Consider the following 12,419-nt stretch of genomic DNA (forward strand, 5'->3'; position numbering starts at 1 on the left):
CGCGATGGCAGTGCGACCGCGGGTGGTTGTGCTCGGCGCCGGGCTCCTCGGCTGCGCGGTCGCCGACGAGCTGACCGGACGCGGCTGGACCGACGTCACCGTCCTCGAACCGGAACCGGCGATCGCCTCGGCCGGGCCGGGCCTGCTGTTCCGCACGCACGCGGACCGCACGGCGTCCGAGTTCGCGAAGTACACCGCGGAGAAGTACAGCGGGCTGACCGTCGACGGCGGCTGGTGTTTCCAGCCGGTCGGGAGCCTGGAACTCGCGACCACGCCGGAGCGGCTTTCCCAGCTGAGGCAACGGCTTGGCTGGGCGACGTCGTCCGGGGTGCGCGGCTATCTGCGCGAACCGGGCGAATGCGCCCAGCTGCACCCGCTGCTCGACCCCGCGAACGTGGCCGGCGGCCTGCACCTGCCCGGCGACGGGCTCGTCAAACCGATCCGCGCGGCGCTCGCCCAGGCCCGCCGTGCGAAGGAACGGGGCGCGAGATTCCTTACCGGGCAAGAGATTGTCGAGATCGTGCGCACGGCGGGCCGGGTGACCGCGGTGGCGACCGCGACCGACCGGTTCCGCGCCGACGTGGTCATCTCGTGCGCCGGGGTGCGCGGGCCGCAGTTCGGTCGGCTGGTCGAGCTCGCGGTGCCGGTGGTGCCGATCGCCGTCGATCACGCGCGGACCACCCCGTTGGCGCAGCTCGCCGGGGACAACGACCACTTCACCGAGGCGGACAAACCGATCCTGCGCGGTGCCGGGCTGTCGCTGCGCGAGCACGTCGACCGGCTGGGCATCAGCGCGCTGGGTCCGCTCGAGACTGACGCCGAGTTCGCTCCGGCCGGCTTCGAGGAGTCGTGGACGGCTGCGCTCGCGTTGGTGCCGGCGCTGGCTGACGCGAAGGTCGAGGAAGGGGTCCGGCAGCTGGTCCCGGGCACGCCGGACGGGTTGCCGTTGCTGGGCGAGCATCCGGATCTCGACGGGTTCTGGGTCGCCGAGGCGGTGGACTGCGCGTGGTCCGCCGGGGTCGCGCGGGAGTTGACGCGCTGGCTCATCGAGGGGCAAGCGCACCTCGACCTGCATTCCGTCGACCTCGCCCGGTTCGATCGGCTGCAGCTCGCGCCCGGCCGCGTCCGGGAGCGGAGTTTGACGACGGCTGGGCATCAACGGCCAGCGACGGAACTGCTGCGCACTTCGCCGTGCCACGAGCGCGAAGTCGCGCTGGGCGCGGAGTTTCGCGAGGAAGACGGCTGGGCACGGCCGCAGCGATATTCCGGCAGCCGCGAGGAGGCCGTCGCGGCTCGGAGCCGGGTGGCGTTGTTCGACCTGACCCCGCGGCGACGGCTGGAGATCACCGGCCGCGGCGCGTTGCCGTTCCTGCAGACGATGACGACGAACCAGCTCGACCGTCCGCCCGGCTCCGTCACCGGGACGTTGCTGCTCGGCGAGGACGGCGGGGTCCGCAGCGATCTCACCGTCGCCCGGCTCGGCGTGGAGCAGTTTCACGTCGCCGCGCGCCACCATCGGGATGTCGCCTGGCTGCGCCGTCATCTGCCCGGCGACGGCTCGGTCCAGCTGCGCGAAACCACCGGCGGCACCTGCTGTCTCGGCCTGTGGGGGCCGCTCGCCGAACGGATGCTGCCCGAACTGTCCACATCGGACTCCCGGGCCTGGCGGACGTACGTCGGCGACGTGCCGGTGACCGTGCTGCGCGTGTCGGAGGTGGGAGAAGCGGGCTGGGAGCTGCACACCGGCGCGGATCTCGGCCGGTCGCTGTGGGACGCGCTCTGGGCAGCCGGGCAGCCGTACGGGATCGTCGCGGCTGGAGAGGACGCGCTGCGCGGCCTCCGGATCGAGGAAGGGCACCGAAGCTGCGGCGTCGACGTGACCACCGAGCACGATCCGTACGAAGCCGGTCTTGGGTTCGCGGTGCGGATGGACAAGGGCTATTTCCTCGGCCGGGACACGCTTCTCCACCGTTCCCCTTCGACGGTGCGGCGGAAACTGGTGTGCTTGATCGTCGACAACGAGCATTCCGTAATGCGGGGCCGGGAGCCGGTGTACGTCGACGGCCGTCCGGCGGGATACGTCACGAGCGGCGCGTACGGCTACACCATCGACAAAAACCTGGCCTACGCCTGGCTTTCCGTCGAGGACGCCCGGCCGCGGACGCCGGTGGAAATCGAACACTTCGGGGAACGGTTCGCGGCGAGGGTGGCCGCGGAACCGTTGAGGAGCGGTGAATGACGCATTACGACGTGATTGTGATCGGTCTCGGCGGCATGGGAAGCGCGGCTGCCTACCGGCTGGCGCAACGAGGACAGAAGGTGCTCGGGATCGACCAGTTCGCGCCGGTGCACAACCTCGGTTCGAGCCACGGCGGTTCGCGGATCACGCGGCAGGCGTACCTCGAAGGCCCGGATTACGTACCGCTGATGCTGCGCGCGCACGAAATGTGGGACCAGCTCGAACGGGACTCCGGACGGTCGCTGTTCACCCGCTGCGGCGCGGTGATGGGCGGACCGCCGGAGTCGCGCACGATCACGGGCAGCACGCTTTCCGCGGAGAAGTTCGACATCCCGCACGAAATCCTGGACGCGGCCGAGATCCGGCACCGGTTCCCCACCATCACCCCGGCCGAGGACGAGGTGGCGCTGTGGGAACCCGGCGCCGGTTTCGTGTCGCCGGAAGGAAGCGTCGCCGCGCACCTGCAGCTCGCCGCGCGCCACGGTGCCGAACTGCACCACGAAGAGCAGGTTTTCACCTGGACCAGCACGGAAACCGGGGTGCGCGTCGGCACCGCTTCGAGCTACTACACCGCCGAGCGGCTCGTGCTGTGCCCCGGCGCGTGGGCACCGGTGCTGCTCGCGGACCTGGGCGTCGACTTCGAGGTGCGACGCCAGGTCCAGTACTGGTTCGAACCGGAGGACGTGCGGCCGTTCACCGATCATCCCGTGTACATCTGGGAAACCGCTGAAGGCGGCCAGTTCTACGGTTTCCCCGCGCACACCGCGCAAGGCGTCAAAGTCGCCGTGCACCTTGGCGGCGAACCGTGCACCGCCGACACGATCGACCGGCGGATCCACGACGACGAGGTGCGCGCGGTCGCGGCCGTCGTCGGGTCCCGGATGCCGACCCTCCCGGCGACCTTCCGCCGCGCGGCGACCTGCCTCTACACCAACACCCCGGACGAGCATTTCGTGATCGCCCCGCACCCGAAGCATCCGCGCGTGGTCGTGGCGGGCGGATTTTCCGGTCATGGCTTCAAATTCGTGCCGGTGGTCGGGGAGATCCTCGCCGACCTGATCGTCGACGGCACGACGCGGCATCCGATCGCGCTGTTCGATCCGGCGAGGTTCACGCCGTAGCGAAGTAGTGCTCCTCCGCCAGGTCTTCAAGCAGGCCAGGGTGTTCCGGCTTCCAGTCGAGGAGTTCACGGGTGCGCGCGGCGGAGGTCGGCGCGTCCATCCGCACCATCGGCGCCAGGAACGCGAAGTGCGCCGCGGCTTCCCCCGGCGTGATGGACTTCGCCGGAACACCGAGCCGGGCACCGATCGTCTCGGCGATCCGCCGGAGCGAGATGGCCTCGTCGCCGACCGCGTGGAGCATGGTTCCGGCCGGAGCGTTCTCCAAGGCCAGCCGGTAGAGCCGGGCCGCGTCCAGCGTGTGGCCAGCGGACCAGCGGTTGGCCCCGTCGCCGACGTACGGCGAAACCCCGGCCGCGCGGGCGAACCGGATCATGGTCGGGACGAAACCGTGCTTGTCGAGCGAGCTGTGCACCGACGGCGGCAGCCGGACGACCGACGACCGGACGCCGCGATCGGCGAGCCCGAGCACGGAGTTCTCCGCGTCGACCCGCGGCCCGCCGGGCAGGCGGTCGTCCTCGGTGCCGGTGCGGCCGAGTCCGGCGAACATCAGGGTTCCGGAGGTCGAGACCAGCGGCTTTCCGGTACCGGCGAGGGTTTCGCCGAGCGCTTTCAACGCGGCGAGATCCGCGTCGACCGCTCCGGCGAACCCGCCGTTGGCCATCAGATCGTGCTTGAACGCCAAGTGCACGACGCCGTCCGCCTCGGCGGCCGCCGCGCGCAGGCCGTCGAGATCGTCGAGGTCGCCGCGTCGCACCTGCGCGCCGCGTTCGGCGAGCGTCGCGGCGGAGGCGTCCGACCGGGCGAGGCCGACCACCTCGTGTCCGGCGGAGAGAAGTTCGGGAACGAGAGCCGAGCCGACGTGGCCGCTGGCCCCGGTGACGAAAACCCGCATGGGCCTTCCTTTCGCAGTTGATGACACCTGGTGCCATCACCGTACGCCTGATGTCATCCGGTGTCATCACCTAGACTGACGGCATGGGCCGCTGGGAACCGAACGCACGCCAACGCTTGGAACGGGCCGCGCTCGACCTGTTCACCGAACGCGGCTACGACCAGACCACGGTCGCCGAAATCGCCGAACGCGCCGGCCTGACGAAGCGGACCTTCTTCCGCTATTTCGCCGACAAACGGGAAGTGCTGTTCGGGGGCCAGGAGGAACTGACCCGGCTGTTCTCCGAGGGCATCTCCGGCACGCCAGCGGACGCGACGCCGTTCGAAGCGGTCGGCGGGGCCCTGGACGCCGTCGCCGCGGTTTTCACCGGCGAGCGACTGCCTCAGGCCCGAGCGCGGCGGCCGGTCGTGGCGGCGAACAGCGAGCTGCTCGAACGCGAATTGCTCAAGCGCGCCAAGATGGTCCAGGCCATGCACGACGCGCTCGCCGCACGCGGATTCGGCGAGCCGACCGTCACCGTCGCGGCCGAATTGGGCTGCCTCGCGTTCGGAACGGCCTTCCACCGATGGATCGAGGACGGCAATCAGCGGGAGTTCGGCGCGCTGGCGGCCGAGGCGCTCGACGAATTGCGTACCGCGACCGCGGCGTTGGGTTAGGCGAGCAGGGACTTCGCCAGCGTCGGCAGATCAACGCCAGCCACGCCGTCGAGCACATGCCACGGCGCGAGCCACGACGCAGCAGCCAGCTCGTCGTACACCGCGGCACAACGCTGCTGCAGTGAATCGTCCGACTCGAACGCGTCCCGCGCCCGCGCCGCGTCCGCCTCCGCCCGACGCACCGCCCGCTCGGCAGCGACCTCCGGGCTCACCCGCAGCAGCAGATGCGCGTCCGGCCGCGGCAAGCCGAACCGCGTCACCTCGAGGTCCCAAACCCACTGCACCACAGCGCCATCCGCGTGCTCGCGCAGGCGCGCGGCGGCGTACGCGGCGTTCGAGGCGACGTAGCGATCCAGCAGGACCACGTCGTTGGCCGCGAGCAGCGAGCGGATCTCCTCTGCCGCACCGCTGCGGTCAAGGGCATAGAGCATCGCCATTCCGTACACCGAATCGGCGAGGTCGCCATGGCCGCGATGCAGCGCTTCCCGCACCAGATCGGCGTGCACGCTGCGGCCGTAACGCGGGAAGGCGAGACTGCCGACGCTCGCGCCAGCGTCCTTCAGCGCAGCAGTCAGTCCCTCGGACAGTGTGCGCTTGCCCGCGCCGTCCAGACCTTCGATTACGACCAGTCGCCCCACGCCGTCGAAGATACTTGGTGGCGTGCTCAGGCTGTCTCGCGGCGCGCGCGGACGTAGCCGAAGTAACCCACCGGCACCGCGACCAGCAGCCCGGCGAGGCAGAGCAGCGGAATCCAGTCGTCGCCGTGCGGCGCCGCCGGCGTGCTCTGCCCGTCTCTCGGCACCACCTCGCTGCGTGGCACGGCCGTGAGGTGGGCGTTGCCGGTGTCGGCGGGCTGCGCCGCGCCCGCGCCCGGAGCCGACACCGGCAACGCCAGGCCCGTGAACGCCACGAGGAGCAGCAAGCGTCCGACGTGCCTTCGGCAAGTGGTCGAGGACCGCCGGACCCGCCCGGCAGTGCTCCCCACGTGATTCGGTTTCCCCAGACCCATGACGCACCTCCCGCCTAGACGTGGCCAGTGGTGGTCACAACGGTGAACTGGTCGATCACTCCGAGCAAGATGCCTGTCCGGCGACGGGGGTGTTCCGGGTCGGCGGTGGAACACGGAACGGTTACCCTTCCGTGGCCAAGCACACCAAACGGGGGCCAGACCCGTTACCGCGCGCTGCTAACGTGAACGTTCCGCGGCATTCACGCCCAGCGCACGGGCGGCGTTGAAGGGACAGCGGTGGCACGAGACGGGGATGGCCCACTGATCATGGAACCTGGCCGGCGCGGCGCGAGTGAACTGCCGCCCGAGCTCGGCGAAGCACTGCGATCCGGAGAATTCCACCAGGCACTGCGGCTCGCGATCGCGCATCGCGGCCTGTCGCTCGCCCGGCTGCGGGCGCACCTCGCGCTCCGCGGCGTCCACATCGGACAGTCGACGCTGAGCTACTGGCAGCGCGGGCTCCGCCAGCCCGAGGTGCCGAAGGCGCTGCCCGCGGTCCGCGCGCTGGAGTCGGTGCTCCAGCTGCCCGCGGACTCGCTGGTCGTGCTGATCGGCCCGCGCACGGCCCGTCCGCGCGGGCACCAGGCGGCGGCGTCGTTCCACGACCTGCGCTCGGGCGAGATGGGCGCGATCGTCGAGCAGCTGATGAGCGACCTCGGCGCGCCGCCGACGTCCCGGCAGTCGAACTCCGACCTGGAAATGCTGTCGGTGCACGACCAGATCACCATCGACGAGCAGCAGCACCAGGTCAAATTCCGGACCCGGCTGGTCACCCGCGCGCGACGGCACGGCCCGGACCGCTACGTGGCCGTCTACAACGGCGACCCCGGCTGCCGGATCGACGACGTCGAGCTGATCACCGCGGAAGGCTGCCGCGTCGGCCGGATCCGCAGGCACCCGGCCCGCGAAACGATGGCGACGGAGCTGCTTTTCGACCGGAAGCTCGCCGAGGGCGAGATCCACGTTTTCTGCTTCGAAATCCACGACAATTCCGCCGTGACGTTCCCCGGGTACTACCGGATGCTGCGCGACCAGTGCGCGAGCTATCTGCTGCAACTGCAGTTCGCGCCGACCGCGATGCCCGCCCGGATCACCCGCGAGGTCCGCGCCCGCGACGACGCCCTTCCGGTCGAGGCGGAGGAATTGCCGTGCGACACCGGCGGCGTGACGAGCGGGTATTTCCGCGACACCGGCCCGGGACTGGCCGGCATCGCGGTGGAATGGAACTGAGCTTTATCCGTCCACCCGCTGGGGCGTGCCCTTGGTGATCCGGACCAGTTCGTCGAACGTCGTCGGGAAGACGGCGTTCGGCGTCCCGGCCGCGGCCCACACCTCGTCGTACTGCCGCAACGCCTCGTCGACCACCGTCTCCAGCGGCGCCGGGTGCCCGACCGGCGAGACCCCGCCGATCACCTGCCCGGTAGCCGCGCGCACCTCGTCCGGCTTGGCCCGGCGGATCCGGCCGCGCCCGAGCTTCGCGGCGAGCGCGTCGACGTCCACCCGGTGCGCACCGCTGGTCAAGACCAGCAGCGGGGCGTCGTCGGCCAGGAAGACCAGGCTGTTCGCGATCGCGCCGACCGGACAGCCCAGCGCTTCCGCCGCCTCGGCCGCCGTCCGCGTGGACTGCGGGAGAGTCCGCGCCTGACCATCGACGCCTGCCTCGTCGAGCGCGTCCTGCACATTCCGCATTGCCGACATCCGCACACCTCCAGCTGTTCTGTAAACAGAACACTAGACTAGGCCGGGTGTCGACGTCACCCGCCCCGGACGGCCGCGCGCTCGCCGCGGCGGTCGGTACCCGCATCCGGACGCTGCGCACCCGCGCGGGCGTCGGCCTGTCCACGCTCGCCGCCGACAGCGGCCTCGGCAAGGGAACGCTGTCGGAACTGGAAAACGGCCGCCGGAACCCGACGTTGGACACGCTGTTCGCCATCGCCACCGCGTTGTCGATCCCGTTGAGCGACTTGCTCTTCGGCGACGACGGCACGGCGGAAGCACACGGCGACAGCGTGGCCGCGACCCTGCTCGGCCGCTGGGAGGACGCGGACGGGGTGACCGAGGTGTACCGGCTGACGATCCACGAGCGGGTCCAGGTGTCGCATCCGCACAGCCCTGGGGTGCGGGAGGTGCTGACGGTGCTGACCGGGACAGCGGAGGTGGGGCCGGTGGACGCGCCGGTGACGGTTTCCGCGGCGGGAACGCATACGTTTATCGCGGAAACGGATCATGTGTACCGCGGAATTGGCGGACCGGCTACCGCGGTGCTGACGATGCGGTATCCGCGCTAGATAACCAAAAGCCGCCCCGAAACCAATTCCGGGGCGGCTTCGGCGTCAGCGATCAGTAACGGTAGTGCTCCGACTTGAACGGGCCCTCGACGTCCACGTCGATGTATTCCGCCTGTTCCTTCGACAGTTTCGTCAGTTCGCCGCCCAGTGCTTCCAGGTGGATCCGGGCGACCTTTTCGTCCAGCTTCTTCGGGAGGCGGTAGACCTCCTTGTCGTACTCCTCGGTCTTGGTGAAGAGTTCGACCTGCGCGATGACCTGGTTCGCGAAGCTGTTCGACATCACGAAGCTCGGGTGCCCGGTCGCGTTGCCCAGGTTCAGCAGCCGTCCCTCGGACAGCACGAGGATGCTCTTGCCGTCCGGGAACACCCACTCGTCGACCTGCGGCTTGATGTTCACGCGCCGCACGCCGGGGTAGCGGGCGAGACCGGCCATGTCGAGTTCGTTGTCGAAGTGGCCGATGTTGCCGACGATCGCCTGGTGCTTCATCCGCGCCATGTGCTCGACCATCACCACGTTCTTGTTGCCCGTGGTGGTCACGTAGATGTCGCCCTCGTCCAGCACCGTCTCCAGGCGCTTGACCTCGTAGCCGTCCATCATCGCCTGCAGCGCGCAGATCGGGTCGATCTCGGTGATGATCACCCGGGCGCCCTGGCCGCGCAGCGATTCCGCCGCGCCCTTGCCGACGTCGCCGTAGCCGCAGACCACCGCGACCTTGCCGCCGATCAGCACGTCGGTGCCGCGGTTGATGCCGTCGATCAGCGAGTGCCGGATGCCGTAGCGGTTGTCGAACTTCGACTTGGTCACCGAGTCGTTGACGTTGATCGCCGGGAACAGCAGCTCGCCCGCGGCCGCCAGCTGGTACAGCCGCAGCACGCCGGTGGTGGTCTCCTCGGTGACGCCCTTGACGCTCTGCCCGATAGCGGTCCACTTGCCCTTGTCCGCCGCGACCGAAGCACGCAGCAGCTCCAGGAAGACCTTCCACTCCTCGGGGTCCTCGTCGTCGGCGGACGGAACCACGCCCGCCTTCTCGTACTCGGTGCCCTTGTGCACCAGCATGGTGGCGTCGCCGCCGTCGTCGAGGATCATGTTCGGGCCTTCGCCCTCCCACGTGAGCATCCGCTCAGTGCACCACCAGTATTCCTCGAGCGTCTCGCCCTTCCACGCGAACACCGGGACGCCCTTGGGCTCCTCGGCGGTGCCGTGCGGCCCGACGACGACCGCGGCCGCGGCGTGGTCCTGGGTGGAGAAAATGTTGCACGAAGCCCAGCGCACCTCCGCGCCAAGCGCCACCAGCGTCTCGATCAGCACCGCGGTCTGCACGGTCATGTGCAGCGAACCGGCGATTCGCGCCCCACGCAGCGGGTACACCTCGGAGTATTCGCGACGCAGCGCCATCAGGCCGGGCATCTCGTGCTCGGCGAGCCGGATCTCCTTCCGGCCGAACTCGGCGGCCTCGAGATCGGCGACGGCGAATTCGATGCCGCCCCGGGTGTCGTGCCGCTTGACAACGCTTTCGGGGGTCATAGTGCGGTTCCTCCAAGGTTTGATGGCACCTGAACAGTACCGTTGTCGGCTCGACCCTGACTCGAACGGATGAGGAGAGAATCACCGTGCCCGCCCCGCTCCCCGGCCCTGACACCCGCATCGTCGAAATGAGGGTGTCCGGACTCGTGGGCACGAGCGGCGAGACGCTCCTCGACACGGTCCAGACCGTCGACGTCGCCGGCGACGAACTCGGCCGCGTGGTGCGCCCGGCCGACCGGCTGCGGCGTCCGGCACCCGGTCCGGTGGTGCCCGCGCTCGGCCGGTCGATCCCGCGCACTGTCGAAGGCTACCTGTGGAGCGGCATGACGTCGGGCGGCGTCGCGAAGGCCGCCTGGGCGCTGCTGTTCCCGTTCTCGCTGGCGAACGTCGCGTTCTGGATGCTGCCGCCGGTGCACCGCGGCCGCTGGATCGGCGGCCTGTGCCGCGGCCTGCTGCGGATCGCCGCGGTGCTGCTCACCATGCTGCTGGTCAGCCAGGTCGCGGCGGCCGTGCTGGATCTCGTCGCGACGCAATGCCTCGCACCCGGACGAGCGTGTCTGACCTGGGTGGCTCCGGAGCTGCGCAAGGGCCCGCTGCGAATCGGCGTCGGCGTCGCAGTGCTCCTGGCCTTGGTCTACGCCCTGCACCGGATCTCGTCCACGAACTGGCGAGTGCGCCCGCCTGACCAGCCCGGCCGCAAAGGCGTCCCGATGCGGTTGCGCGCGGATCCGGAAGCGCCCGGAATGTCCGCGACACACGCCGTTGCCGCACTCGCCTGCATCGCCTTGCTATTGCTGGGCGGACCATTCCACGTGCCCACGAAAATCCCGGAATTGATCGCGTGGATCTGCACCCTCGCGCTGGTCCTCGCGGTCCTGATCGGCGGCGCGATCGGCAGCGACACCGGCGCCATCGCCCGCCGAAGCCTGATCACCTTCGCGACGCTGCTGGTCATCTTCTCCGCCGTGCTGGCCAAGCCGGTCGACAACCGGCTCCCCGGCGTCGACAACACCGTCGAAGGCCTCGGCGGTTCTCTGCTGGTGGTCACCCTGCTGTTCGCACTCGCGCTGATCCCGTCGGCACTGCTGGCGCGCCCCGCCTGGCGCGACCGCCCGCGCCGGCTCCGCCCGTGGCTGGGCGGCTGGGCCGCGGCCCCGGTTCTCGCCCTCGCCGGCTTGCTGGGCGGCGGCTTCGGCGCCGGACTGGCGATCGCCGTCCGAAAACTGCTCCGCGCCGAAAAGCTTTCCCTGCCCACGACGTACGACCTGGTCACCGTCCTGTGGGGCGGCGGACTAGGCCTGATGGCCCTGCTCGCCATCGCCGGGTACGCCATCGGCATCCCCCTGCGCCGCCGCCGACGCGGCATCCCGCCCATCGTCGAACTGATGGAACACGACGAGCAGCAGGAACAAGACGCCGCGCGAGCCTGGGCGCGCTCCGCCTGGGAACGCCGCCACCTGCACCACCTGGCCTTGATCGTCGCCCTGGGCCTATGCGTAGGCGCGATCGCCCTGCTGGTCGTACGGTTCGGCTTCAACCTGCAGCCCAACTGGTTCACCACAGTCTCGGCGATCGGCGTATTCGCGCTCGGCGCGCTAGCCGCCGGACTACTGCGAGTGGTCTACTCCGCGGCCCGCTCCCCCCAACGAAGCCGCCACCTAGGCGCCCTAGCGGACCTCGTCTCCTTCTGGCCGCGCGCCGCACACCCCGGCGTACCGCCTTGCTACGCACTCAAAGTCGTCCCCGAACTGGCGGACCGAGTCAAAGAACACCTAGCCGAACCCGGCACCCGAGTCGTGCTGTCCGGTCTGAACCTGGGCAGCATCCTCACGGTGCTCACGGCCGCCCAACTGTCCGCCGAACTCCCCCCGGAAGAACGCGACCGAGTCGGCCTGCTCACCGCGGGCTCGCCCCTGCAGTGGGGTTACCAACGTGCTTTCCCCGCAGTCCTGCCGCAGGATTCGCTGGCCGAACTGTTCGCGTCGCTGGACGGCCGCTGGCGCGCCCTATGCCGAGGAACAGACATCTTCGGCGGCGGCGTAACCACCTGGCGACACCAAACGAGCGGTGGCCACCTGCTAGGCGAGGGCTACCTCCCGGACGGCAAATGGGGAGCCCTGGAAGCAACCCCAGACGACGCAGGAGTCCTCATCCTGGGCGGCGACCACTGGGTGCCCGACCCCCTGCGAGCCCCCGACGGCCGCAGCCGCTGGGCCCCCGGAGTCCTCAAACACACTGAGTACCTGGCCGATCCGGAGTGGGACAACGCAGTAGCGATGGCCGCAGGCCTAGGCCGCCCCCACGGCCGAGCCCGCACCCTGGGTGAACAAGGTTCCCTCTTCGGCGACCTGCCCCGCCCCCGCTAAGCCCCGAGACTGCCTGTGAGGGCCACCCTCACAGCCCCTGATTCCCCCAGGGTTCCCCTCACGACCCTCGACGGTCCGTGAAGGCCCTCCACGGAATTAGATTCCCTCAAGGAGCCCTTCAGCTCACCGCCCGCCGCGATGCGCCCCAATGCCAAACCGCAGCCGATGCACCCACCAAACCATGCACCCACCCCACCCCCCGCACCCCGATACGAAGCCAAAAATGCGGGCGGCGGGGGGGTTTTTTGGGGGGTTTTTCTTGTTTTCCAGTGACCACCACCCCCCCTCCCCAACACACTTTTGGGGTCCTCTCCCCAAAAAAA

At 69.9% G+C, this 12,419-nt stretch carries 11 protein-coding genes; 6 read left to right on the forward strand and 5 right to left on the reverse strand.

The genetic code is table 11. The annotated features are described in order from the left end of the window. Nucleotides 1-4: 4 nt before the first annotated feature. Nucleotides 5-2,239 carry an FAD-dependent oxidoreductase gene (locus ACZ7SW_RS41925; RefSeq protein WP_470235925.1) on the forward strand — a complete coding sequence of 745 codons (2,235 nt, stop codon included), beginning with the start codon at nt 5-7 and terminating at the stop codon, nt 2,237-2,239. Then, nucleotides 2,236-3,360, forward strand: coding sequence for an N-methyl-L-tryptophan oxidase (gene solA, locus ACZ7SW_RS41930; protein ID WP_470235926.1), 1,125 nt, complete (start codon nt 2,236-2,238; stop codon nt 3,358-3,360). The genes ACZ7SW_RS41925 and solA overlap by 4 nt, the downstream gene beginning before the upstream one ends. Here solA and ACZ7SW_RS41935 read toward each other — a convergent pair. After that, a complete protein-coding gene (locus tag ACZ7SW_RS41935) occupies nt 3,350-4,252 on the reverse strand; it encodes an SDR family oxidoreductase (RefSeq protein ID WP_470235927.1) in 903 nt (300 codons plus the stop codon). The genes solA and ACZ7SW_RS41935 overlap by 11 nt on opposite strands. An 83-nt stretch (nt 4,253-4,335) precedes the next feature. On the opposite strand from ACZ7SW_RS41935, the gene ACZ7SW_RS41940 reads away from it, so the two are divergent. Beyond that, nucleotides 4,336-4,908, forward strand: a complete 573-nt coding sequence (locus ACZ7SW_RS41940) for a TetR family transcriptional regulator (RefSeq protein WP_470235928.1) — start codon at nt 4,336-4,338, stop codon at nt 4,906-4,908. Here ACZ7SW_RS41940 and ACZ7SW_RS41945 read toward each other — a convergent pair. Continuing rightward, nucleotides 4,905-5,546 carry a dTMP kinase gene (locus ACZ7SW_RS41945; RefSeq protein ID WP_470235929.1) on the reverse strand — a complete coding sequence of 214 codons (642 nt, stop codon included), beginning with the start codon at nt 5,544-5,546 and terminating at the stop codon, nt 4,905-4,907. The two genes, ACZ7SW_RS41940 and ACZ7SW_RS41945, sit on opposite strands and share 4 nt — an antisense overlap. 26 nt (nt 5,547-5,572) lie before the next feature. Continuing rightward, a complete protein-coding gene (locus ACZ7SW_RS41950) occupies nt 5,573-5,818 on the reverse strand; it encodes a hypothetical protein (protein ID WP_470235930.1) in 246 nt (81 codons plus the stop codon). A gap of 366 nt (nt 5,819-6,184) precedes the next feature. Here ACZ7SW_RS41950 and ACZ7SW_RS41955 point away from each other — a divergent pair, with 366 nt between their 5' ends. Continuing rightward, nucleotides 6,185-7,147 (forward strand): hypothetical protein, encoded by a 963-nt coding sequence (locus ACZ7SW_RS41955; RefSeq protein ID WP_470235931.1) that lies wholly within the window; start codon nt 6,185-6,187, stop codon nt 7,145-7,147. 3 nt (nt 7,148-7,150) lie between these two features. Here the strand turns inward: ACZ7SW_RS41955 and ACZ7SW_RS41960 are convergent, their stop codons facing one another. Then, the gene (locus ACZ7SW_RS41960; RefSeq protein WP_470235932.1) at nt 7,151-7,615 is read right to left on the reverse strand and encodes a YbaK/EbsC family protein; all 465 of its coding nucleotides are present in this window, start codon (nt 7,613-7,615) and stop codon (nt 7,151-7,153) included. 47 nt (nt 7,616-7,662) lie between these two features. Here ACZ7SW_RS41960 and ACZ7SW_RS41965 point away from each other — a divergent pair, with 47 nt between their 5' ends. Continuing rightward, nucleotides 7,663-8,205 carry a helix-turn-helix domain-containing protein gene (locus ACZ7SW_RS41965; protein WP_470235933.1) on the forward strand — a complete coding sequence of 181 codons (543 nt, stop codon included), beginning with the start codon at nt 7,663-7,665 and terminating at the stop codon, nt 8,203-8,205. Nucleotides 8,206-8,257: 52 nt separating this feature from the next. On the opposite strand, the gene ahcY is transcribed toward ACZ7SW_RS41965, so the two are convergent. Further along, nucleotides 8,258-9,730 (reverse strand): adenosylhomocysteinase, encoded by a 1,473-nt coding sequence (gene ahcY / locus ACZ7SW_RS41970; protein WP_470235934.1) that lies wholly within the window; start codon nt 9,728-9,730, stop codon nt 8,258-8,260. A 128-nt stretch (nt 9,731-9,858) separates the two neighbouring features. On the opposite strand from ahcY, the gene ACZ7SW_RS41975 reads away from it, so the two are divergent. Further along, the gene (locus tag ACZ7SW_RS41975) at nt 9,859-12,096 is read left to right on the forward strand and encodes a hypothetical protein (protein ID WP_470235938.1); all 2,238 of its coding nucleotides are present in this window, start codon (nt 9,859-9,861) and stop codon (nt 12,094-12,096) included. Nucleotides 12,097-12,419: the final 323 nt, after the last annotated feature.

The sequence above is a fragment of the Amycolatopsis sp. NPDC114484 genome (assembly GCF_055633755.1).